At 52.8% G+C, this 252-nt stretch carries 1 rRNA gene; it reads right to left on the bottom strand.

Annotated elements, in window-relative coordinates:
- Positions 1 to 252, bottom strand: a 23S ribosomal RNA gene (locus RJP21_RS31120); the annotation flags it as partial.

The raw sequence follows: 252 nt of genomic DNA, 5'->3' as shown, positions 1-252 counted from the left end.
GTCTACGCCCACGTACTTCGTCGCCCTATTCAGACTCGCTTTCGCTGCGGCTACGGCTTCTCACCTTAACCTTGCACGGGAACGTAACTCGCCGGTTCATTCTACAAAAGGCACGCCATCACCCCTAGATCGGGCTCTGACTTCTTGTAAGCACACGGTTTCAGGTTCTATTTCACTCCCCTTCCGGGGTGCTTTTCACCTTTCCCTCACGGTACTGTTTCACTATCGGTCGCTAGGGAGTATTTAGCCTTA

The organism is Paenibacillus sp. VCA1, assembly GCF_031583795.1.
Taxonomy (GTDB): Bacteria; Bacillota; Bacilli; order Paenibacillales; family Paenibacillaceae; genus Paenibacillus_AQ; species Paenibacillus_AQ albilobatus.
Note: the sequence above shows the minus strand (reverse complement) of the source record. Positions and strands in the feature narration are given on the sequence as shown.